The 19,683-nt window shown below is 65.2% G+C and carries 20 protein-coding genes and 1 tRNA gene; 12 read left to right on the forward strand and 9 right to left on the reverse strand.

Features of this window, described 5'->3' with window-relative positions; all coding sequences use genetic code 11:
- The first annotated feature begins 29 nt into the window (after window positions 1-29).
- Window positions 30-1,313, forward strand: coding sequence for an ABC transporter substrate-binding protein (locus KTJ87_RS15245; RefSeq protein WP_267139997.1), 1,284 nt, complete (start codon window positions 30-32; stop codon window positions 1,311-1,313).
- A gap of 80 nt (window positions 1,314-1,393) precedes the next feature.
- Window positions 1,394-2,218 carry an ABC transporter ATP-binding protein gene (locus tag KTJ87_RS15250; protein WP_267139998.1) on the forward strand — a complete coding sequence of 275 codons (825 nt, stop codon included), beginning with the start codon at window positions 1,394-1,396 and terminating at the stop codon, window positions 2,216-2,218.
- Between the two features lie 16 nt (window positions 2,219-2,234).
- Here KTJ87_RS15250 and KTJ87_RS15255 read toward each other — a convergent pair whose 3' ends face one another.
- Window positions 2,235-2,903, reverse strand: a complete 669-nt coding sequence (locus KTJ87_RS15255) for a TetR/AcrR family transcriptional regulator (protein ID WP_267139999.1) — start codon at window positions 2,901-2,903, stop codon at window positions 2,235-2,237.
- Between the two features lie 295 nt (window positions 2,904-3,198).
- Here KTJ87_RS15255 and KTJ87_RS15260 point away from each other — a divergent pair, with 295 nt between their 5' ends.
- From KTJ87_RS15260 to KTJ87_RS15280, 5 genes are all read left to right on the forward strand, one after another.
- Window positions 3,199-3,621, forward strand: a complete 423-nt coding sequence (locus tag KTJ87_RS15260; protein ID WP_267140000.1) for a hypothetical protein — start codon at window positions 3,199-3,201, stop codon at window positions 3,619-3,621.
- A 67-nt stretch (window positions 3,622-3,688) separates the two neighbouring features.
- Window positions 3,689-4,531, forward strand: a complete 843-nt coding sequence (locus KTJ87_RS15265) for a cytochrome b/b6 domain-containing protein (protein WP_267140001.1) — start codon at window positions 3,689-3,691, stop codon at window positions 4,529-4,531.
- The gene (locus tag KTJ87_RS15270; protein WP_267140002.1) at window positions 4,528-5,289 is read left to right on the forward strand and encodes a molybdopterin-dependent oxidoreductase; all 762 of its coding nucleotides are present in this window, start codon (window positions 4,528-4,530) and stop codon (window positions 5,287-5,289) included. The genes KTJ87_RS15265 and KTJ87_RS15270 overlap by 4 nt, the downstream gene beginning before the upstream one ends.
- 99 nt (window positions 5,290-5,388) lie before the next feature.
- Window positions 5,389-6,612, forward strand: coding sequence for a phenylacetate--CoA ligase family protein (locus KTJ87_RS15275; RefSeq protein ID WP_267140003.1), 1,224 nt, complete (start codon window positions 5,389-5,391; stop codon window positions 6,610-6,612).
- Between the two features lie 91 nt (window positions 6,613-6,703).
- Window positions 6,704-8,284 carry a peptidoglycan-binding domain-containing protein gene (locus tag KTJ87_RS15280; protein ID WP_267140004.1) on the forward strand — a complete coding sequence of 527 codons (1,581 nt, stop codon included), beginning with the start codon at window positions 6,704-6,706 and terminating at the stop codon, window positions 8,282-8,284.
- A 60-nt stretch (window positions 8,285-8,344) separates the two neighbouring features.
- Here the strand turns inward: KTJ87_RS15280 and ykgO are convergent, their stop codons facing one another.
- On the reverse strand, window positions 8,345-8,470 hold the full coding sequence (gene ykgO, locus KTJ87_RS15285; protein ID WP_008562923.1) for a type B 50S ribosomal protein L36: 126 nt from the start codon (window positions 8,468-8,470) through the stop codon (window positions 8,345-8,347).
- A gap of 87 nt (window positions 8,471-8,557) precedes the next feature.
- A tRNA-Val gene (locus KTJ87_RS15290) sits at window positions 8,558-8,632 on the reverse strand.
- A gap of 164 nt (window positions 8,633-8,796) precedes the next feature.
- On the opposite strand from KTJ87_RS15290, the gene KTJ87_RS15295 reads away from it, so the two are divergent.
- The gene (locus KTJ87_RS15295) at window positions 8,797-9,657 is read left to right on the forward strand and encodes an N-formylglutamate amidohydrolase (RefSeq protein ID WP_267140005.1); all 861 of its coding nucleotides are present in this window, start codon (window positions 8,797-8,799) and stop codon (window positions 9,655-9,657) included.
- A 15-nt stretch (window positions 9,658-9,672) separates the two neighbouring features.
- Here KTJ87_RS15295 and KTJ87_RS15300 read toward each other — a convergent pair whose 3' ends face one another.
- Window positions 9,673-10,926 (reverse strand): DNA polymerase IV, encoded by a 1,254-nt coding sequence (locus KTJ87_RS15300; protein ID WP_267140006.1) that lies wholly within the window; start codon window positions 10,924-10,926, stop codon window positions 9,673-9,675.
- A 51-nt stretch (window positions 10,927-10,977) separates the two neighbouring features.
- Between KTJ87_RS15300 and KTJ87_RS15305 the strand changes: the two genes are divergently transcribed.
- Window positions 10,978-11,436 carry an NUDIX hydrolase gene (locus KTJ87_RS15305; protein WP_267140007.1) on the forward strand — a complete coding sequence of 153 codons (459 nt, stop codon included), beginning with the start codon at window positions 10,978-10,980 and terminating at the stop codon, window positions 11,434-11,436.
- On the opposite strand, the gene KTJ87_RS15310 is transcribed toward KTJ87_RS15305, so the two are convergent.
- From KTJ87_RS15310 to KTJ87_RS15320, 3 genes are all read right to left on the reverse strand, one after another.
- Window positions 11,424-12,179, reverse strand: coding sequence for a hypothetical protein (locus tag KTJ87_RS15310; RefSeq protein ID WP_267140008.1), 756 nt, complete (start codon window positions 12,177-12,179; stop codon window positions 11,424-11,426). The two genes, KTJ87_RS15305 and KTJ87_RS15310, sit on opposite strands and share 13 nt — an antisense overlap.
- A gap of 50 nt (window positions 12,180-12,229) precedes the next feature.
- Window positions 12,230-12,940 (reverse strand): orotidine-5'-phosphate decarboxylase, encoded by a 711-nt coding sequence (pyrF, locus tag KTJ87_RS15315; protein ID WP_267140009.1) that lies wholly within the window; start codon window positions 12,938-12,940, stop codon window positions 12,230-12,232.
- A gap of 69 nt (window positions 12,941-13,009) precedes the next feature.
- The gene (locus KTJ87_RS15320) at window positions 13,010-13,270 is read right to left on the reverse strand and encodes a hypothetical protein (RefSeq protein WP_267140010.1); all 261 of its coding nucleotides are present in this window, start codon (window positions 13,268-13,270) and stop codon (window positions 13,010-13,012) included.
- 196 nt (window positions 13,271-13,466) lie between these two features.
- Between KTJ87_RS15320 and clpB the strand changes: the two genes are divergently transcribed.
- The gene (gene clpB, locus KTJ87_RS15325; protein ID WP_267140011.1) at window positions 13,467-16,079 is read left to right on the forward strand and encodes an ATP-dependent chaperone ClpB; all 2,613 of its coding nucleotides are present in this window, start codon (window positions 13,467-13,469) and stop codon (window positions 16,077-16,079) included.
- Between the two features lie 36 nt (window positions 16,080-16,115).
- On the opposite strand, the gene KTJ87_RS15330 is transcribed toward clpB, so the two are convergent.
- Together KTJ87_RS15330 and KTJ87_RS15335 are read right to left on the reverse strand one after the other, a co-directional pair.
- Window positions 16,116-16,874, reverse strand: a complete 759-nt coding sequence (locus KTJ87_RS15330) for an SDR family NAD(P)-dependent oxidoreductase (RefSeq protein WP_267140012.1) — start codon at window positions 16,872-16,874, stop codon at window positions 16,116-16,118.
- A 115-nt stretch (window positions 16,875-16,989) separates the two neighbouring features.
- Window positions 16,990-17,487 carry a fasciclin domain-containing protein gene (locus KTJ87_RS15335; RefSeq protein ID WP_267140013.1) on the reverse strand — a complete coding sequence of 166 codons (498 nt, stop codon included), beginning with the start codon at window positions 17,485-17,487 and terminating at the stop codon, window positions 16,990-16,992.
- Window positions 17,488-17,811: 324 nt separating this feature from the next.
- Here KTJ87_RS15335 and msrP point away from each other — a divergent pair, with 324 nt between their 5' ends.
- Both msrP and msrQ read left to right on the forward strand, forming a co-directional pair.
- Entirely contained in the window at window positions 17,812-18,729 is a 918-nt protein-coding gene (msrP, locus tag KTJ87_RS15340) for a protein-methionine-sulfoxide reductase catalytic subunit MsrP (RefSeq protein WP_267140014.1), read from the forward strand.
- A complete protein-coding gene (gene msrQ, locus KTJ87_RS15345; protein ID WP_267140015.1) occupies window positions 18,729-19,346 on the forward strand; it encodes a protein-methionine-sulfoxide reductase heme-binding subunit MsrQ in 618 nt (205 codons plus the stop codon). The genes msrP and msrQ overlap by 1 nt, the downstream gene beginning before the upstream one ends.
- Window positions 19,347-19,683 lie beyond the last annotated feature (337 nt).

Consider the following 19,683-nt stretch of genomic DNA (forward strand, 5'->3'; position numbering starts at 1 on the left):
AGGACGGAGGGAAAATGGGAGGAAGTAGAATGAAGTTCAAACTTGCAGCACTTGCGCTTGGCGCAGTGATGGCAGCGGCCCCGGCGCTTGCCGAACTGGTCGTCCCGTCGCTCAGCTATCGCACCGGGCCCTATGCAGCGAACGGTATTCCGTTCGCGGATGGCTACCACGACTATTTCAAGCTGCTGAACGCCCGCGACGGCGGCATCGGCGGCGAGATGGTCCGGGTCATCGAATGCGAGACCGGCTATAACACCGAGAAGGGTGTGGAATGCTATGAATCGACCAAGGGCGAAGGGTCCCTGGTCTATGCACCGCTGTCCACCGGCATCACCTACCAGCTGATCCCGAAAGCGTCGGCGGACGGCATCCCGGTGCACTCGATGGGCTATGGCCGGACCTCGGCCAAGAACGGCGAAGTGTTCGAGTGGGTGTTCAACTACCCTGCGAACTACTGGGACGGCGCGTCGATCGCGGTCAAGCACCTTATCGACGAGAACGGCGGCAGCCTCGAGGGCAAGAAGATCGCGCTGGTCTATCACAACTCGGCCTATGGCAAGGAGCCGATCCGCACGCTGGAAGAGCTTTCGGCCAAGCACGGCTTCGAGCTGGCGCTTCTGCCTGTTGACCATCCCGGCCAGGAGCAGAAATCGCAGTGGCTGCAGATCCGCCGCGATCGTCCCGACTATGTCCTGATGTGGGGCTGGGGCGTCATGAACCAGGTCGCGATCCAGGAAGCATCGAACATACGTTTCCCGATGGAGAACTTCATCGGCATCTGGTGGTCGGGTTCGGAAAACGACGTGATGCCGGTTGGCGCGGGCGCCGAGGGCTACAAGGCGCTGAACATGCACCTGCCGGGCGATGACTTCCCGCTTTATGACGAGCTGAAGACGCATGTCTACGACGCGGGCAACGCCACCGGCGCCGGCGATCAGACCGGCTCGGTTCTCTACAACCGGGGTCTCTACAATGCGCTCATCATCTCGGAAGGCATCCGCAAGGCGCAGGAGATCCACGGCGTGACCGACATCACCCCGGCGCAGCTTCGCGACGGGTTCGAGCAGCTGACGATCTCTGAAGAGCGGATGACCGAGCTTGGTCTGCCGAACTTCGGCCCGGCGATCGAAGCGTCGTGCGAAAACCACGGCGGTCAGGGTCTGGGCATCGTCCAGCAGTGGAACGCTGCGGATCAAAGCTGGGTGCAGATCACCGACTACATCGAATCCGACAAGGAGGTCATCAACGCCCTCGTGCAGGAAGATTCGTTGGCCTACGCACAGGAAAGCGGCATCGAGCTTCGTTGCCAGTGATCCGATACGTTCCGGCCGCCGCACCCGCGGCGGCCGGGATTTCAGGATGAGTATTTGAACCACGAAGAAAGCCCAAGCAGATGCTCGACGCAGGCCGCACCGAAGAGACGCTTCTTGAAGTCAACAACGTCGAGGTGATCTACAATCATGTCATCCTCGTGCTGAAAGGTGTGTCGCTGGCGGTGCCGAAGGGCGGCATCACCGCGCTTTTGGGGGGCAATGGCGCGGGCAAGACGACCACGCTCAAGGCGATCTCGAACCTTCTGGCATCGGAACGGGGCGAGGTGACCAAGGGCAGCATCAAGTATCGCGGCGAACGCATCCAGGACCTGACGCCGACCGATCTGGTCAAGCGCGGGGTGATCCAGGTGATGGAGGGCCGCCACTGTTTCGAACACCTGACCATCGAGGAAAACCTTTTGACCGGCGCCTACACTCGGGGTGACGGGCGCGCGAAGGTCGAAGAGGACCTCGAACTGGTCTACAGCTATTTCCCCCGCCTGAAGGAGCGCCGCCGGTCGCAGGCGGGCTATACCTCGGGCGGCGAGCAGCAGATGTGCGCTATCGGGCGGGCGCTGATGTCACGCCCCGAGACGATCCTTCTGGACGAGCCGTCGATGGGGCTTGCGCCGCAACTGGTCGAGGAAATCTTTACCATCGTGAAGAACCTCAACGAGAAGGAAGGCGTGTCCTTCCTGCTGGCCGAACAGAACACCAACGTCGCGCTGCGCTTTGCGCATTACGGCTACATCCTTGAATCGGGGCGGGTCGTGATGGATGGCGAGGCGAAGGCGCTGCGCGAGAACCCGGACGTCAAGGAATTCTATCTTGGCATGTCCGACGAGGGGCGCCGAAGCTTTCGCGACGTGCGCTCGTACCGCCGCCGCAAGCGCTGGCTGGCCTGACCGGGCGCCGCGCCCGCTATTTCTTCTTCTTCGAAGGCTTCTCGGTCTTGGACGATTTCGCCGAAGCCTCGATGCCGTCGAGGATCAGCGACAGGCCATATTCGAAGTCGGTCGTCTTGCGCTTCTTCTTGGCCAGGGCTGCGGACAGCATGTCGAGATGCCCGGCCTCTGCGCCGTCGGTTTCGGCGGCCGCGTCCGATAGCGCCGCCGCGTCGGGGGCGTTCAGCTCTTGCAGCACGGCACCGTAGAGAAAGCTGTCGAGCGTCGCCATCGCCCGCGCGATGACCGCAGGCCCAAGCCCAGCGGAGGCCAGGCAGCCGACGGTCGCGTTGACATGAGCCAGCCGGTTCGGGCCGCGTGCAGGGCGGGTCAGGAACATTTCGGCCGCCCAGGGGTGCGCAAGAAGCACCTCGCGCGCGGTGAGGATGGCGCTGCCAAGGCTGGACTTCCACTGCTTGCCCGGCTTGGCGTGCGGCAACTCCCCCGCCACGCGGTCCAGCATGCCGTCCAGCAGGTCATCCTTGTTGGTGACATGGTTGTAGAGCGACATCGCCTCGACGCCGACCGCCGCGCCCAGCTTGCGCATCGACAGGGCCGCCGCGCCGTGGATGTCAGCGTAGGCGACACCGGCCGCAAGGACGGCATCACGGGACAGAGGCGCGCGTTTCGGGACGGGATCGGGCAAGACAGCATCCTTCCGTAGTGCGTCAACGGTGCGGCGGCACGGCGAATCTCGCAAGACAATTCGACAGAGCGACCCAAAGGATAGGGTTTGGGCTGAAACACGGAACGGTTCTGGCGGCTCGCCGGATGCCGAACGGCTGCGATTCTGAAACATTCGAGCGGATCGTGCGCACGCGGAGTCACACGGGCGTGCGGCACGGTGTCGTGAAGCCGACGTGAGCGAACCGGTTGCTAGGCATTGCTCGGGGGATGTGCCGCACGGGGCGGTCGCGCCCCTGGAATTTCTGGAGATGTCCATGAAACTTGCTTCGCTTACCCTAGCTACTTCCCTGATGCTGTCTGGCACCGCCTTTGCTGCAGGCCACTCGGTCGATCCAGCCACTCTGACCTGTGCCGATTTCACCGCGATGGACAGCGACGCGATGATGGCGGCCTTTGACGCGGTCTCGATGGCCGCGCATTCGGACGACATGGCGTCGGACACCATGGCCGCCGACGACAAGGCAGGCGACACCATGGCTGCTGACACCATGGCCAGTGACACCATGGCCAGTGACACGATGGCCAGTGACACGATGGCCAGTGACACGATGGCCTCTGACGACATGGCCGCAGAAGGCGGTATGATGATGGAGGAAGAGATGGCCGCCGCCGCCACGATGTGCGCCGAGAACCCGGACATGCTCGTCATGGACGCCGCCATGCACGAAATGAACTGAAATGCGCTAGGTCGTTCGGGGGCGGGCGCGATTCCCTGCCTCCGAACAGACAGCTTGCGAGGTCCACATGACTACCCTCGATGCGGAAACGCGCAACCCCAAGGGCGGCGATCTGGTGAAGCGGCACCGCCTGTCCACCCGGCTGTGGCACTGGATCAACGCGGCCATGTTCTTCATCCTTTTGATGTCCGGGCTGATGATCTTCAACGCGCATCCCCGGCTCTATTGGGGCGAATATGGCGCAAACCTCGATCCCGCATGGCTGCAGATCGGTGTCGATGACCAGCAGGCGGGATATTTGCGGATCGGCGATGCGCGGATCGGAACCGACGGTGTGCTGGGTCGATGGGAGGACGCCGATGGGCAGCTTCGCAACCGCGCCTTCCCCTACTGGGCGACCCTGCCGTCGAACTACAACCTTGCCCTTGCCCGGCGCTGGCACCTGACGTTTGCCTGGGTCTTTGCGGTCGGTATCTTCGTCTATCTGGTCTGGTCCTTGCTGAACCGGCATGTCGGGCGCGATCTGCTGCCGCGCCGGGACGAGATGCGGCCATCGCATATCCTGGCCGACCTGCGAGACCACATGCGGTTGAAACTGCCGAGGGGCATCGAGGCGGCGCGGTACAACATCCTGCAGAAGCTGGCCTATCTGTCGGTCGCCCTCGTCCTGATCCCCGGGATGGTCCTGACGGGGCTCACGATGTCGCCGCAGATGGATGCGTCCTGGCCGTGGCTTCTTGACCTGTTCGGCGGGCGTCAATCGGCGCGCTCGCTGCACTTCATCTTTGCCTTTCTGCTGGTCCTGTTCGTGATCGTGCACCTCGTGATGGTGCTGATCGCCGGGCCCTTCAACGAAATACGCTCGATGATCACCGGCTGGTTCCGCCTGCCGAAGGAGAGATCGAAATGACCCGACGCTTGATGACCCGACGTGCTGCGCTGACCGGCCTTGTCGCCTCGCCGATGATCCTGTCGGGGTGCGACCGGCTGGGGCAATCCCCCAGCTTTCGCAACATCGTGCTGTCTTCGGGGGAATGGCTGTCCTACCGGATGCACCGTCTGTTCGGCGCGAACGCGATGGCGCGGGAATACACCGAGGCCGAGATGTCGCCGGATTTCCGCACCAACGGCAGCACGCGGCCGCAATCCGCCGAGTATCAGCGCCACCTTGCGAACGGCTTTGCAACCTGGTCACTCAAGGTGTCCGGTCTGGTGGAAGAGCCGCAGGCAATCCCGCTGGCGGACTTGCGCGCGATGCCATCCCGCACCCAGATCACCCGTCACGATTGCGTCGAGGGGTGGAGCGCGATCGGCAAATGGACGGGCGTGCCGCTGGGCGCGGTGCTGGACCGCGTCATGCTGAAGCCCGAGGCGCGGTATATCGTATTTCGCTGCGCAGATGCGCTTGGGCTGTCGCCGTATTACGAGAGCATCGATCTGGTCGATGCCTTCCACCCGCAGACAATCCTCGCCTATGGCATGAATGGCAGCGACCTGAGCCAGGGTCATGGCGCGCCGATCCGGCTGCGGGTCGAACGGCAGCTTGGCTACAAGCATGCCAAGTTCATCATGGAGATCGAGGCCGTCGACAGCCTTTCCGATATCGGCCTTGGCCGTGGAGGGTATTGGGAGGATACCGGGTTCTACGAGTGGTATGCCGGAATCTGACGCTCCCGGATTAGGGGGTTCCGCGCCCGCGACGTCCCGTGTCATGGTCCACGCAAGCCCCTTCAGCGGGGCATTGGGAGCACCAGGGAGGCACCCCCCATGACCGCATTCCACGATGCGCTTGAAACCCGCAGCGCCGATGAACGCGCGGCCGATCTGGCCCGCGCGCTGCCCGCGCAGATCGCCCACGCGCAGGACAAGGCGCCCGCGATGGCGCGGCTGCTGCAAGGCGTCGATCCGTCCCAAGTGACCGACCGCGCCGCGCTGGCCGCCTTGCCGGTGGTGCGCAAGTCCGAACTGTCGAAGGCGCAGGGAGAGGCCGCGCCATTCGGCGGCTTCACCACCGTCTCGGCTGCCGAGGTCGAGCATGTGTTCCAGTCGCCCGGCCCGATCTACGAGCCGGGGCGCACCTCTGACGATTGGTGGCGTGTGGGGCGGTTCCTGAACGCCTGCGGCATCGGTGCCGGCGACATCGTGCAGAACTGCTTTTCCTATCACCTGACACCTGCCGGGATGATCTTTGAAAGCGGTGCGCGGGCGGTTGGAGCCTCGGTGCTGCCTGCGGGAACCGGCCAGACCGAATTGCAGGCACGCGCGGCCTTCGATGTGGGCGTCACCGCCTATGCAGGCACGCCGGACTACCTCAAGGTCATCCTCGACAAGGCCGACGAGATGGGGCTGAGCCTTGCCATCACCAAGGCGGCAGTGGGCGGCGGCGCGCTGTTCCCGTCGCTGCGGCAGGAATACGCGGATCGCGGCATCCGCTGCCTGCAATGCTATGCCACCGCCGATCTGGGCAACATCGCCTATGAAAGCCCGGCGATGGAGGGGATGATCGTCGACGAGGGCGTGATCGTCGAGATCGTGCGCCCCGGCACCGGTGATCCGGTCGCCGATGGCGAGGTCGGCGAAGTCGTGGTGACGACGCTTAACCCCGACTACCCGCTGATCCGCTTTGCCACGGGCGATCTGTCGGCCGTGTTGCCGGGAACCAGCCCCTGCGGGCGCACCAACATGCGCATCAAGGGCTGGATGGGCCGGGCCGACCAGACCACCAAGATCAAGGGCATGTTCGTGCGGCCCGAACAGGTGGCGCAATTCGTCGCGCGGCATCCCGAAATCGCGCGCGCCCGCGTCATTGCCACGCGCGACGGGCAACAGGACGCGATGACCGTGCAGGTCGAGGCGGACGGCGGCGATGCCGCTGCCTATGAGCGGTCCGTTGCCGATGTGCTCAAGCTCACGGGCCGGATCGAGATTCATCCTGCGGGCAGCCTGCCGAACGATGGTAAGGTGATCGACGACCAGCGCAGTTACGACTGACGGCCCCGGTGCCGTCGCAGCTTTGACGAGGGGGCCTGACATGGTGAAACTGGGGACAATGTTTGGGGCGGCCTTGCTGGCGGCGATGCCTATGGCCGCTGCCGCGGACGACATCGCGCTGATCGCGACGAACCGGGGCTATGACAACCTGCCGAACGTCGCCGAGGCGGAGGCTGCCGAGGCATTGGGCGACACCCTGGCGCGGGCCGGGTTCGAGGTGCTGGACATCTCTGACTTCCAGATGTCCGGCATCGCCGAAGAGGTCGGCGTTCTTGCAGAGCGGCTGCGCGGCGGCGACCGCGTGATCGTCTATCTGGCTGGGCACGTCGTCAGCACCGCGCGCGATGCGTTTCTTCTGGGCACCGATGCCGAGCGTCTCGATCCCTTTGCCGTTGGCACAAGCGGGCTGTCGATCGGGGCGATTCTGGACATCGTGGCGGGACGGCCAGGGGCGGCAATCGTCGCGGTGGCCGATGATCGCGCGTCGCTGCGGCCGGACGCGGGTGTGATCGAGGGCTTTGGCGAAACGGAGGTGCCGCAAGGCGTCACCGTTCTGACCGGACCGCCGCGCCTTCTTGCACGCTTTGTGACCGAGGAAATCGTGGTGCCGGGGCGCAGGATCGACCGCGCCGTCGCCGATGCGCCGCGCCGGATCGAGGCGCTGGGTTTCATCGGGCCGTTTCCGTTCCTTGCCGAGACCGCGCAACCCGACGCCCCAGATTTCGAAGACAGGTTCTGGCAGCGCGTGACCGAAGAGGACAGCGCCGAGGCCTACCGCGACTATCTCGACCGCTTTCCGCGCGGCGAGCACGCTGACGCCGCCGAGACGCGGATCAGCGCGTTGACCGAAAGCGACGCGGAACGCGCCGCGCGCACCGAGCAAGAGCTTGACCTCAGCCGCGCGGATCGGCGGGAGTTGCAGGAATACCTGACCGTCCTTGGCTTCGACACGCGGGGCATCGACGGCATCTTCGGGCCGGGGTCGCGCCGCGCCATCGACGCCTTTCAGGGCGACAACGGTTTCGAGCGGACGGGGTACCTGACCGCGAACCAGATCACCTTGCTGCGCACGCGCGGCGCTGCCCGGGTGGCGGAGGTCGAGGCCGAGGCGGAACGGCAGCGCGCCGAACGAGAGCGGCAGGATCGCCAGTTCTGGCGCGACAGCGGCGAAGGGCAGGACGAGGCGGCGCTTGTCTCGTATCTGGATCGCTATCCTGATGGCATCTACGCCGAACTTGCGCGGGAACGTCTTGCCGTGATCGAGGATCGCAACCGTACCCAGACCGAAGCCGAGGATCGCGGCGCTTGGGAAGCCGCGCAGGCCGAACGCACTGTGGCCGGATACGAGGCCTATCTGGGCAACTATCCGGACGGGCTTTTCGCCGATGACGCGCGGGCCGCGATCCGTTCTCTGGAATCGCCCGAGACGGTGATCGACCTTGATCGCGCCCGCGACCGCGAGGATGGCCTTGTGCTGGCGGCGTCAGCCAAGCGCCTTGTCGAGATCCGCCTGCAGCAGCTTGGCTATCAGCCAGGCCCGGCGGACGGCCAGTTCGACCGCCGCACAAGGCGGGCCATCGCCGATTATCAGACAAGCCGCGGGATCGAGGCGACAGGGTTCCTTGACCAGGGCACTGTCGCGCGGCTGGTGGCCGAGGCCGTGTTTCGCTGAACACGAAAAAGCCGCCCCGAGGGGCGGCTTTTCAGTTAGCTCGAAGCTTGCTGAAGCGTCTTAGCCCTGACGGGCCTTGAAGCGGCGCTGCGTCTTGTTGATGACGTAGACGCGGCCCTTGCGGCGCACGACGCGGCAGTCGCGGTGCCGGTTCTTCAGCGAGCGGAGCGAGTTTTTGACCTTCATGGGTCCTCTCCTCATGTCGCGGCGCCCGTGCGCCATACTCCATGCCCCTTGCGAGGCGTTTCTCGAATTCCGGTCCCCGAAGGGAGATGGTGGGCGGTACTGGGATCGAACCAGTGACCCCTACGATGTCAACGTAGTGCTCTACCGCTGAGCTAACCGCCCCTCGCCGCGATATCAAACCTGCGTCCTGGCCGCCTAAACGAACAAGACGCGGGTCATGCCCCGCGCCGGTCTGCGGGTCTATAAAAGGAGTCGCAGGAGGGATCAAGACCTTTTGGCGCGGCAAAAATCAGGTCTATATTCGTCGGGATACAGAGGGAGCAGTCATGGGCCGTGCCACCTACGACCTGATCGAGCCAACCACCCGCACGACAAGCGTGATCTTTGCTTCCCCGCACAGTGGCCGGGACTATTTCCCGCGATTCCTGCGCGAGTCGGTGCTGGACGAGATGCAGATCCGGTCCTCGGAAGACGCCTTTGTCGATCGGCTGTTTGCGGATGCGCCCCTGTTCGGCGCGCCCCTGATCGCCGCCAGTGCACCCCGCGCCTTTGTCGATCTCAACCGCAGCCCGGACGAGCTTGATCCCGCGCTGATCGAAGGCGTGCGCCGGGCGGGGCACAATCCGCGCGTGACATCGGGGCTGGGCGTGGTGCCGCGCGTGGTGTCGAACGGGCGCGCGATCTATTCGGGCAAGATCGGCATGGCCGAGGCGCAGGCCCGGATCGAACAGTTCTGGCATCCCTATCATGCCGCTCTGGCGGGTCTGGTGCAAAGCCAGGTCGAACGGTTCGGCGAGGCGATCCTGATCGACTGCCATTCGATGCCGCATGAAGCCATCGACAGCGCGGGCACACGCGGCACGCCGCATCCCGAGGTCGTTCTTGGCGACCGCTTCGGTGCGGCGGCGGGCTCGGGCGTGATGGAACGGGTCGAGGCGGCCTTTGCCGGGGCCGGTCTGCGCGTGGTGCGCAACACGCCTTTCGCCGGGGCCTACACAACGCAACACTATGGCCGCCCGTCGCGGGGACAGCACGTCATCCAGGTGGAGCTCGACCGGGCGCTCTACATGAACGAGCGTGAACTGGTCCCCCATGCCGGGTTCGAGGCGTTCCGAACCGTCCTGCGGTCCGTGATCGCGGAAATCGTAGATATCGGCCGGGCGGACCTGCCGCTTGCGGCAGAATAGGTTTCGGCCGCGCGTCTAGCGCAGCGCGCGTCCCTTGAGAATCGCATCGGGGCCGAATCGCGCGCGGATCGCATCCGTCGCACGCTCTGCCTCTGCCCGTTTCAGCGCTTGAGGGTCCAGAAGATCGCCGGACAGATCGGCGTTGTCCGCGCTGGTCAGGTCCGACAGGCCCACGCCCAGAAGGCGGAACGGCCCCGGCTCTTTTGCTTCATCATAGAGCGCGCGGGCGGTGCGATAGAGACGGTCGGCCATCTGCGTCGCCTCGCGCAGGGTCGTGCGGCGGGTGAGGATGCGGTGATCGTGCCGCTTGAGCTTGAGCGTGACGGTGCGCCCGGCCTGACCCTTTGCCTTGGCCCGGTCCGACACCTTTTCCGCCAGCCGCCAGATGTGCCCGTCCAGAACATCGGCGTTGGCGGTGTCGTCGTGAAATGTCGTCTCGTTCGAGATCGATTTCATCGGCGCGTCGCGGCGGACGCGGCGGTGATCCTCTCCGCGCGCCAGATGCCACAGCCGGTCGCCCATCGACCCGAAGCGCGCCTGAAGGTCGCGCTGGTCCCAGCGCAGGAGGTCGGCGAAGGTTCGTATCCCGGCGGCGTCCAGCGACGCCTGCGTGGCCTGACCGACGCCCCAGATCAGCCGCACGGGCTGATCGCGCAAGAACTCGGCCGTCCCGGCCTTGCCGATCACCGAAAACCCACGCGGCTTGTCTAGGTCGGACGCGACCTTAGCGAGGAACTTGTTGTGCGACAGCCCGATGGAGCCGGTGATGCCCAATTCGGTCTCCATCCGGCGGACGAGACGCGCCAGCATCACGGCGGGCGGCGCGTGATGCAGACGGTGCGTGCCGGACAGATCAAGGAACGCCTCGTCCAGCGACAGGGGTTCGATGGCGGGGGTCAATTCCTCCATCATGGCGCGGATCCTGCGCGACACCTCGACATACAGGTCCATCCGGCCCTTCACCACGACCGCCTCGGGGCACAATTCCAGCGCCTTGAACATCGGCATCGCGGATCGCACGCCCTTGATCCGGGCAATGTAGCAGGCGGTGGACACGACGCCCCGGTGTCCGCCGCCGACGATCACCGGCTTGTCGCGTAACTCGGGGTTCTCGCGCTTTTCCACGCTGGCGTAGAAGGCGTCGCAGTCCATGTGGGCGATGGACAGGTCGAGCAGTTCCGGGTGCGCGAGCACGCGGGGGCTGCGGCAGGACGGACAGCGCCTTCCTGCGTCGAACTGGGTCAGGCAATCGCGGCAGAGGGCAGGCATGATCGGGCCTTTCTTGGGTGGCCAATATAGGGGGTTCAGGCGCCGCGCGGAATGGGTGACGATATGGGCATGTCGGAAGGATTCTACGGGGCGAAGATCGCGGTTCTGAACGCCGGGCGTGTGCTGTGCCTGCAGCGCGACGATATCGAGGGCATCCCGTGGCCAGGCTGGTGGGATCTTCCCGGCGGCGGGCGCGAGGGGGCAGAGACGCCGGAACAGACGGCCCTGCGCGAGTTGCGAGAAGAGTTGTCGGTCGATCTCGATCTGCGCTGGCTGGTGTGGCGAAGGCTGTATCCCTCGGCCCGCATCGAGGGGTTCACCGACTGGTTCCTCGTGGCTGAGGTCGCTGCGCCGGTTGAAGGGATCGTTCTGGGGGACGAGGGGCAGGACTGGCGCTGGTTCGGGATTGCCGACTTCCTGTCCTCGCCGGTGGTCGTGCCGCATTTCCGGGACCGGCTGCGGCACTACCTGGCCGAGCGTGCCGCGCGTGATCCGGGCTACTTGCTTTGAAGCATCTGCGTCAGGCCGCGCATCGCCTGACCCTTGACCAGCCACGCGATGGCAAAGGCGAAGACCCCCAGCGATTCCAGCCAGAAGATCGCATTGTTCTGGATCAGGGTCGTGCGCCAAGTCATTGGCAGGGGCCCTTTGACCACGACCAGTAACGCCACGGCTGAAAACAGCAGCAGGCCGCCGCAGAGCGCAAAGACCCGGTGCTGCACGGTGCGGAAATGGCGACCGGTGCGGTCGCGCGGAAACAGCCACAGGCACATGACCGAAATCATGCCGAAGAACAGCGCCGCCGATCCGAAATGCGCCAGTTGCGCATGGCTGGTGACGCCCTGTACCGGGCAGGTGTAGGTCATGCCCTCTGTCTCGAACGATTGCCCCGGAGGGCAGATACCGGTGGCCCATGCGACGGGGAACAACGCCACACCGATGGCTCCGAGGCCAGCGGCAGAGGATACCCAGAAATCGGTCACAACGCGGTTCTCGCCCGGTTTCGGCGGATAGCCGAGATACGCGATCAGGAACACGCCAATCGCCGACAGGGTGCCGACAAGGATATCGCCCATATGGGTGTGGTAGAACTCGGATATCGACGGCTGCATGCCAAGGCTCGTCGGCGGCGGGGCAATGCGGGCGTAGCCATACAGAACGATGGGCAGCGCGAGGCCGAGTATCCCAAGCGCCCGCCGGACGGCATAAAGCGAACGGGCTTGGATTTCGAGATCCTGTGGCGGCTGCGGCATGGGGCGACCTCTGGCTTTCGCCTTCAGTCTAGCATCCGGAGTGCCACACGTTAAGCGTGTCCAGCGGCGATTTCTGCCAGAACCGCATCGGCAGCGGCGCGGGGGTCGCCTGTGTTCCAGATCGGGCGCCCGACGACGATATGATCGGCGCCGTCCGCAATGGCCTGCCCCGGTGTCGCGGTCCGCTTCTGGTCGCCAAGCGCCGCGCCCACCGGGCGCACGCCGGGTGTGACGATCAGCTTGCCCGCCGCTTCGGGCAGCGCGCGGATCGCGGTGATCTCGTGCGGCGAGGCGATGACGCCATGCGCCCCCGCCTCGAAGGCTGCGGCGGCGCGTTCGGTCACAAGGTCGGGGATGGTGCCGGCCTTCATCAGGCTGGCATCCAGATCGCCGCGGTCGAGCGAGGTGAGGATCGTCACGGCCAGGATCTGCGTCCCGCTGCCTGCCGCACCCTCGCGCGCGGCGCGCACGACATGGGGGTCGCCGTGCACCGTCAGGAAATCGAGATCAAACCGGCAGAGCCCGCGCACCGCCGCTTCGACGGTGGCGCCGATGTCGAACAGCTTCATGTCCAGAAAGATGCGCTTGCCATGTTCCTGCTTGAGCTCGTTGGCCAAGGCGAGGCCGCCGCCCGTCAGCATGCCCAGCCCGATCTTGTAGAATCCGACACGGTCGCCAAGGCGCTCGGCCAGTTTCATCCCGGTCAGCGCGTCGGCGACGTCCAGGGCGACGATCAGGCGCTCGTCAGGGGCATCGGTCATGGTCTGCGTCTCCGTCCGGGTTTGCGGTGAGGTGCCGCAAAGCCCGTCAGGACGCAAGCGAAACGCGGATCACGCGGCGGCGCGGCCCGTCACGGACGGCGCACTGCGCATCAGGCGCACCGCGCTTTCCAGCAAGCGGCGGCGCATCGTGCCGTCCGATGTCGCGGGCACATTCGTGCGGATGCGGAACAGGCGCGCGGGCTGGCCTGCGCAGGGCTTGACCACCAGTTCCACCACCGCCTCGACGCGGCCAAAGCTGCGGTCGCGGCGGGCGTGACTGACACGGGCATCAAGGATCAGGGCCGCGGGAAACGTGACATGAACAGACATCTGCTCGACCTCCTTGTTGGGGTTCTGCAGATTGAACGCGCCAACCTGTGGATAAGTTTCCGGCGGGCGTCGAAACCGGGTGTTCCCAACTTGCAACACTCCAACGGCGCACCCATTTCAATCTCCGAGGCTTGCAAAGGGGCGTGCCGCCTGGACGGGCGCCCAAGGGACAAGCGCTTGTTGAAGGAGAAAGATCATGAACTTGGACAAGTTCACCGAGCGGTCGCGCGGATTTCTGCAGGCCGCCCAGACCATCGCCACCCGCGAAGGCAACCCCAGTATCTCTGCCGAGCATCTGCTGAAGGCGCTTCTCGACGATGAGGAAGGCTTTGCCGCCGCGCTTATCAAACGGGCGGGCGGCGCCCCTGATCGTGTGCGCCAGTCCGTCGATACCGCCGTCGCCGCATTGCCGTCGGCAAGCGGCGGAAGCGGCCCCGGCAGCACGGATCGGGCGCTGGCCCGAGTTCTGGAAGAGGCCGAGAAGCTGTCGAAGAAGGCGGGCGACAGTTTCGTTCCGGTCGAGCGGCTGCTGACGGCGCTGGCCATCGTGCGGTCCAAGGCCAAGGACGCGCTGGATGCGGGTGCGGTGACGGCGCAATCGCTGAACGGTGCGATCAACGATCTGCGCAAGGGGCGGACCGCCGACACGGCATCTGCCGAAGAAGGCTATGATGCGTTGAACAAGTATGCGCGCGACCTGACCGAGGCGGCGCGCGAGGGCAAGATCGACCCCATCATCGGCCGGGATGAGGAAATCCGCCGCGCGATGCAGGTGCTGTCGCGCCGGACCAAGAACAACCCGGTGCTGATCGGCGATCCCGGTGTCGGCAAGACCGCCATCGCCGAAGGGCTGGCCTTGCGCATCGTGAACGGCGACGTGCCCGAGAGCCTGCGCAACAAGCGTCTGATGGCGCTCGACATGGGCGCACTGATCGCGGGCGCGAAGTATCGCGGCGAGTTCGAGGAACGGCTGAAATCGGTCCTCAAGGATATCGAGGGCGCTGCGGGCGAGGTGATCCTGTTCATTGACGAGATGCACACGCTTGTCGGCGCGGGCAAAGCAGACGGCGCGATGGATGCCGCCAACCTTATCAAGCCTGCGCTGGCGCGGGGCGAATTGCACTGCGTCGGCGCCACAACGCTGGATGAATACCGCAAGTACGTCGAAAAGGACGCCGCCCTTGCCCGCCGGTTCCAGCCGCTTCTGGTGCAGGAGCCTACGGTCGAGGACACGATCTCGATCCTGCGCGGCATCAAGGAGAAGTACGAGTTGCACCACGGCGTACGGATCTCGGACGCGGCGCTGGTTGCCGCCGCGCAGTTGTCGAACCGCTACATCACCGACCGGTTCTTGCCGGACAAGGCCATCGACCTGATGGACGAGGCCGCCAGCCGTCTGCGGATGGAGGTGGATTCCAAGCCCGAGGAGCTGGACGCGCTGGATCGCCAGATCCTGCAGCTTCAGATCGAGGGCGAGGCGCTCAAGAAGGAAGACGACCGCGCCTCCAAGGACCGGCTGGAAAAGCTTGAAAAAGAGCTTGCCGATCTCAAGGACCGCTCGTCCGAGTTGAACGCCAAGTGGCAGGCCGAGCGCGACAAGCTGGAAGGCGCGCGCGATGTGAAGGAACAGCTTGACCGCGCGCGGACCGAGTTGGAACAGGCCACGCGTGAGGGCAACTTTGCCCGTGCGGGCGAACTGCGTTTCGGGGTCATTCCGGGGCTGGAAAAGCAGCTTGAGACAGCGGAAGGCCAAGACGACCTTATGGTCGAAGAGGCCGTGCGCCCGGAACAGATCGCGCAGGTGGTCGAACGCTGGACCGGCATTCCCACGTCGAAGATGCTGGAGGGCGAGCGGGACAAGCTGCTGAAGATGGAAGAAGAGCTTGGCAAGCGCGTCATCGGTCAGGAAACCGCGCTCAAGGCCGTCGCGAATGCCGTGCGCCGGGCGCGTGCGGGCCTGAACGACGAGAACCGCCCGCTTGGGTCGTTCCTGTTCCTCGGCCCCACCGGCGTCGGCAAGACCGAATTGACCAAGGCCGTGGCCGAATACCTGTTCGACGACGATCAGGCGATGGTGCGGATCGACATGTCCGAGTTCATGGAAAAGCATTCCGTGTCGCGGCTGATCGGGGCCCCGCCCGGCTATGTCGGCTATGACGAAGGCGGCGTGTTGACCGAAGCAGTGCGGCGCAGACCCTACCAGGTGATCCTGTTCGACGAGGTCGAAAAGGCCCACCCCGAGGTGTTCAACGTGCTGTTGCAGGTGCTCGATGACGGGGTTCTGACCGATGGTCAGGGGCACCGCGTCGACTTCAAGCAGACTCTGATCGTCCTGACATCGAACCTGGGGTCGCAGGCGCTGTCGACGCTGCCGGAAGGGTCGGATGCGGCCAAGGCCAAGCACGACGTGATGGACGCCGTGCGCGCGCATTTCCGGCCCGAGTTCCTGAACCGGCTGGACGACATGATCGTCTTCGACCGGCTGTCGCGGACGGACATGGACGGGATCGTGCGCATCCAGATGGCGCGGCTTGAAAAGCGGCTGGCGCAGCGCAAGATCGCGCTGGAACTGGACGACGCCGCGCGGACCTGGCTTGCCGACGAAGGCTATGACCCCGTCTACGGCGCGCGGCCGCTCAAGCGGGTGATCCAGCGCAGTCTGCAGGACCCGCTGGCCGAGATGCTGCTCGCGGGGGATGTCGGCGACGGCGCGACCGTGACGGTCAGCGCCGGGGCGGATGGCCTTTTGATCGGCGACCGCGTGGCGGCGTCGAACAGGCCCAAACCGCAGGACGCTGTGGTGCATTGAACAGGCGAAAGGCCCCGGAGGATTGCCGGGGCCTTTTCACGTCTGCCGAAGCGCAGGCAGGCCGATGCCCGTGGATTCGAACCCGCCATCCACCGACAGCGTCTGTCCGGTGACGTAGCTGGCCTTGTCCGAGCACAGGAACACGATGGCGTTGCCGATTTCCTCTTCGCTGCCGTAGCGGTTCAGCGGGATCGCGTCGTGATAGGCCGCGATGATCGCGGGCGAATGCACCGCCATCGCCAGTTTCGTGCGGACGGGGCCGGGGCAGACGGTGTTCGCGCGGATGCCGTATTCGCCAAGCTCGGCGGCAAGCTGCTGGGTCAGGTGGATCACCCCGGCCTTCGAGGTGCCGTAGGCGATGCGCAGCGTCGAGGCGCGCAGGCCCGAGATCGAGGCGATGTTGACGATGGCGCCCCGCGTTTCCTTGAGCGCCGGAATGGCGGCCTGCGAGCACAGGAAGACGCCGTCGAGATTGGTTTCCATGACCCGCCGCCAGCGGCTGAAGTCGGTATCTTCCAGCGGCCCAAAGTCCGCGACACCGGCGTTGTTCACCAGCGCATCGATCCGGCCGAAACGCGACAGCGCCTCGCGTACCATTCCGTGCACCGATTGCGGATCGGATACGTCGCAGTCGATGCCGTGAACTCCGTCGAGGCCATTTACCGCGTCAGCCAGCGCTGCGCTGTCCCGGTCGACCATCGCGACCCGCCAGCCTTCGGCCAGAAACAGGCGCGTGGTCGCCAGTCCGATGCCCCGCGCTGCGCCCGTGACCAGTGCCGTTCTTGTGTCGCCCATGCGGTCTCTCCCCCTGCTCGGGCGAGGGTGCGCAAAAGCCGGACGCCGGATCAAGATGCAAAAAGGGCGGGCCCGAAGGCCCGCCCCAGCGCATCCCCCGAAAGGGAGAGGCGGATTACATGTCGCCCGGCATCAGGACCGTGTCGATGACGTGGATCACGCCATTCGACGCCTCGATGTCGGCGGTGGTGACGGTCGCGCCATCGACGGTGACGGCATCGCCCACGCCCACGGTGATCTCGGCGCCGTTCACGGTGCCTGCCATCATGCCGTCCGACAGATCGGTCGACATCACCTTGCCCGGCACGACGTGGTAGGTGAGGATCGCTGTCAGCGCCTCGGTGTCGGCCAGCAGACCCTCGACGGTGCCCTCGGGCAGCGCGGCGAACGCCTCATCGGTCGGTGCGAAGACGGTGAACGGGCCTTCGCCGGTCAGCGTCTCGACCAGACCGGCCGCTTCGGCAGCGGCGAGCAGCGTGGTGAAGTTGCCCGCGTCCTGCGCGGTTTCCACGATGTTCATGGTCGCCATCTCGCCCGACGAGTGGCTTGCCGCGAAGGCCGAGGTGGACATGGCTGCGATAGCGGCGGTAGCAATGAAAGTACGACGAAACATTGGATAGACTCCTGTTTCAGTTAGTTCGGGGCGGCACCCCCGCGGCGCACGCCCGACGCCGTGTCGGCATCGCACAGGGCTACGGGCACCGAACGCCGCTGGTTCACCTTCACATCCGCTTGCCCACGGCTTGACCCGCTGCGCTGTCCCGCTAAGCGCGGCTCGTGCGGCCTTGCCACTCAAATCGCCGTGAAATCCTTTGATCCGGCGTGAGCGATCCGGCGCATGTTTCAGCCTCAGAACACGAACGTGAGACGGCTTTGATTGGCGCGCGGCGCTCGCGCTGGCTACGTTGCGTCAACGCTGAAGCGAGGGAGATATGCGATGGCTGGACGATGGACGAACGATCTGGACTGGAAGGATGTCACGCCGCGTGCCGCGCTCCTGAACCGGCGCCAGATCCTTGCCGGTGGCGCCGCGCTTGCCGCGTCGGGTTTCGCGGGGCAGGCCGTGGCGCAAACCTCTCCCTATTCCACCGATGCAGAGCCGACGTCGTTCGAGGACATCACCAGCTACTGCAACTACTACGAATTCGGCACCGGCAAGAGCGATCCGTCCGACAATGCCGGTCAGCTGACCACCTCTCCCTGGACGGTCAAGGTGGACGGCCTTGTCGACAACCCCGGTGACTATGCGCTGGCCGATCTTCTGGATGGCCTGACCGTCGAGGACCGCATCTACCGCTTCCGCTGTGTCGAGGCGTGGTCGGCGGTGATCCCGTGGAACGGGATCGAGCTGGCCGATATCCTTGAACGGGTCGGTGTGCAGGACGGCGCGAAATATGTCGCCTTCGAGACGCTGCTGCGCCCCGAGGAAATGCCCGGCACCCGCTTTCCGGTGCTCGACTGGCCCTACCGTGAAGGGCTGCGCCTCGACGAGGCGATGCATCCGCTCACGATCATGGCGACAGGTCTTTACGGGATGCCGATGCCGAACCAGAACGGCGCCCCGATCCGGCTGGTCGTGCCGTGGAAATACGGCTTCAAGTCGATCAAGTCGATCGTCCGCATCACCCTGACCGAGGACGAACCGCCGACAAGCTGGAACATGGCGAACGCGCGGGAATACGGCTTCTACTCCAACGTCAATCCAGAGGTGGACCATCCCCGCTGGAGCCAGGCGAGCGAGCGGCAGATCGGCGGCGGGCTGTTCTCGCAGCGCAAGCCGACCTTGATGTTCAACGGCTATGAAGACCAGGTCGCGTCTCTCTACGACGGCATGGACCTGACGGCGAATTTCTGATGCAGCTTGTCCAACCGATCAACACGGCGGTGCGGCGGGTGCCGACATGGCTGGTCTATGCGCTGATGCCGATCCCGGCGGCCTGGTGGTTCTGGCTGGGCCTGTCCGGCGGCCTGGGCGCCGAGCCGATCAAGGCCCTTGAGCATCTGTATGGAGAGCTGGCGCTGCAACTGCTGATCGCAGGGCTCGCCATCACGCCGCTGCGCAGCCATGCCGGGATCAATCTGATCCGGTTCAGGCGGGCGATCGGTCTGTCCGCCTTCTTCTATGTCGCGCTGCACCTGCTGGTCTGGCTTGTGCTCGACATCGGCATCCTCAGCCAGATCTGGGCCGACATCGTCAAGCGCCTTTACATCACCATCGGAATGGCGGGGTTCGCGGCGCTGGTGCCGCTGGCGCTGACGTCGAATGACTGGTCCGTGCGCAGGCTTGGCCCGCTGCGCTGGCGCAAGCTGCACAAGCTGACCTATGCCGCCGCCCTTCTGGGGGGGCTGCACTTCATCCTGCTGGTGAAGGGGTGGCAGATCGAGCCGCTGATCTATGGCGCGGTCATTGCCGGGCTGCTGGCGCTTCGGGCTGTTCCCCGGCGCGGCCCGCTTCGTTCCCGCACTGCCTGAAGCCGCGCCATGTGGCGACGGGGGGCCGAGTCGGCCGGATTCGGTCCCGACTCGGCCCGTGGTCTGTGGATAACATTGATATTGCGGAGAAATTCGCGCCACGAAGCGCATGACGTCCGGGCAGGCGCCGCGGCATGCCTCCACCCAAGTCCCTGATTTATAACGAATTTACAAGAACGTCAGAAAAATGTCGTATTGGCCCGAATTTTCCGCTTGCGGGTATAGGCGTGTCTGCTTAGAACCCCCTTCACCGGCGGCGTTGAGGCGCTTGTTGGTGACGCGGAAGCGGGTCGGGGCTGAGGTTCTGGTGCGGGGAAGCGGATAACTCAGGAGATGA

This window comes from Anianabacter salinae (genome assembly GCF_019061145.1).
Taxonomy (GTDB): domain Bacteria; phylum Pseudomonadota; class Alphaproteobacteria; order Rhodobacterales; family Rhodobacteraceae; genus Anianibacter; species Anianibacter salinarum.

Bases quoted from the DNA above. Each gene is read 5' to 3' on its own strand.
- KTJ87_RS15245 (WP_267139997.1), top strand. From the start codon at position 30: ATGAAGTTCAAACTTGCAGCACTTGCGCTTGGCGCAGTGATGGCAGCG.
- KTJ87_RS15250 (WP_267139998.1), top strand. From the start codon at position 1,394: ATGCTCGACGCAGGCCGCACCGAAGAGACGCTTCTTGAAGTCAACAAC.
- KTJ87_RS15260 (WP_267140000.1), top strand. From the start codon at position 3,199: ATGAAACTTGCTTCGCTTACCCTAGCTACTTCCCTGATGCTGTCTGGC.
- KTJ87_RS15265 (WP_267140001.1), top strand. From the start codon at position 3,689: ATGACTACCCTCGATGCGGAAACGCGCAACCCCAAGGGCGGCGATCTG.
- KTJ87_RS15270 (WP_267140002.1), top strand. From the start codon at position 4,528: ATGACCCGACGCTTGATGACCCGACGTGCTGCGCTGACCGGCCTTGTC.
- KTJ87_RS15275 (WP_267140003.1), top strand. From the start codon at position 5,389: ATGACCGCATTCCACGATGCGCTTGAAACCCGCAGCGCCGATGAACGC.
- KTJ87_RS15280 (WP_267140004.1), top strand. From the start codon at position 6,704: ATGGCCGCTGCCGCGGACGACATCGCGCTGATCGCGACGAACCGGGGC.
- ykgO (WP_008562923.1), bottom strand. From the start codon at position 8,470: ATGAAGGTCAAAAACTCGCTCCGCTCGCTGAAGAACCGGCACCGCGAC.
- KTJ87_RS15295 (WP_267140005.1), top strand. From the start codon at position 8,797: ATGGGCCGTGCCACCTACGACCTGATCGAGCCAACCACCCGCACGACA.
- KTJ87_RS15300 (WP_267140006.1), bottom strand. From the start codon at position 10,926: ATGCCTGCCCTCTGCCGCGATTGCCTGACCCAGTTCGACGCAGGAAGG.
- KTJ87_RS15305 (WP_267140007.1), top strand. From the start codon at position 10,978: ATGGGTGACGATATGGGCATGTCGGAAGGATTCTACGGGGCGAAGATC.
- KTJ87_RS15310 (WP_267140008.1), bottom strand. From the start codon at position 12,179: ATGCCGCAGCCGCCACAGGATCTCGAAATCCAAGCCCGTTCGCTTTAT.
- pyrF (WP_267140009.1), bottom strand. From the start codon at position 12,940: ATGACCGATGCCCCTGACGAGCGCCTGATCGTCGCCCTGGACGTCGCC.
- KTJ87_RS15320 (WP_267140010.1), bottom strand. From the start codon at position 13,270: ATGTCTGTTCATGTCACGTTTCCCGCGGCCCTGATCCTTGATGCCCGT.
- clpB (WP_267140011.1), top strand. From the start codon at position 13,467: ATGAACTTGGACAAGTTCACCGAGCGGTCGCGCGGATTTCTGCAGGCC.
- KTJ87_RS15330 (WP_267140012.1), bottom strand. From the start codon at position 16,874: ATGGGCGACACAAGAACGGCACTGGTCACGGGCGCAGCGCGGGGCATC.
- KTJ87_RS15335 (WP_267140013.1), bottom strand. From the start codon at position 17,487: ATGTTTCGTCGTACTTTCATTGCTACCGCCGCTATCGCAGCCATGTCC.
- msrP (WP_267140014.1), top strand. From the start codon at position 17,812: ATGGCTGGACGATGGACGAACGATCTGGACTGGAAGGATGTCACGCCG.
- msrQ (WP_267140015.1), top strand. From the start codon at position 18,729: ATGCAGCTTGTCCAACCGATCAACACGGCGGTGCGGCGGGTGCCGACA.